The 326-nt window shown below is 60.1% G+C and carries 1 protein-coding gene; it reads left to right on the top strand.

Annotated elements, in window-relative coordinates:
• A partial coding sequence (locus GE027_RS22750; protein ID WP_153559512.1) for a tandem-95 repeat protein occupies window positions 1-326 on the top strand: 326 nt, incomplete at both ends.

Raw genomic sequence — 326 nt, 5'->3', positions numbered from 1 at the left:
CTCACCCAACCAACCAACGGTTCGGCAGTCGTTAACAATGGCGGCGCCATCGTCTACACGCCCAGCGCCAACTTCCATGGCATCGACACCTTCACCTATACGATCTCCGACGGTTCCGGCGGCACCGCAACGGCGACCGTTACGGTTACCGTAAACCCCGTTAACGACGCCCCTGTGGCCGACGATGACACCGTTACAACCGATGAAGACACCGCGGTTACGATCGATGTGCTGGCCAACGACAGCGACGTCGATAAGGACACGCTAACCGTTTCGCAGCTCACCCAACCGGCCAACGGCTCGGCGGTTGTCAACAATGACGGGGC

It is taken from the genome of Roseimaritima sediminicola, from assembly GCF_009618275.1.
Classification (GTDB): domain Bacteria; phylum Planctomycetota; class Planctomycetia; order Pirellulales; family Pirellulaceae; genus Roseimaritima; species Roseimaritima sediminicola.
This window is presented reverse-complemented; position numbering and strand designations above follow the sequence as displayed.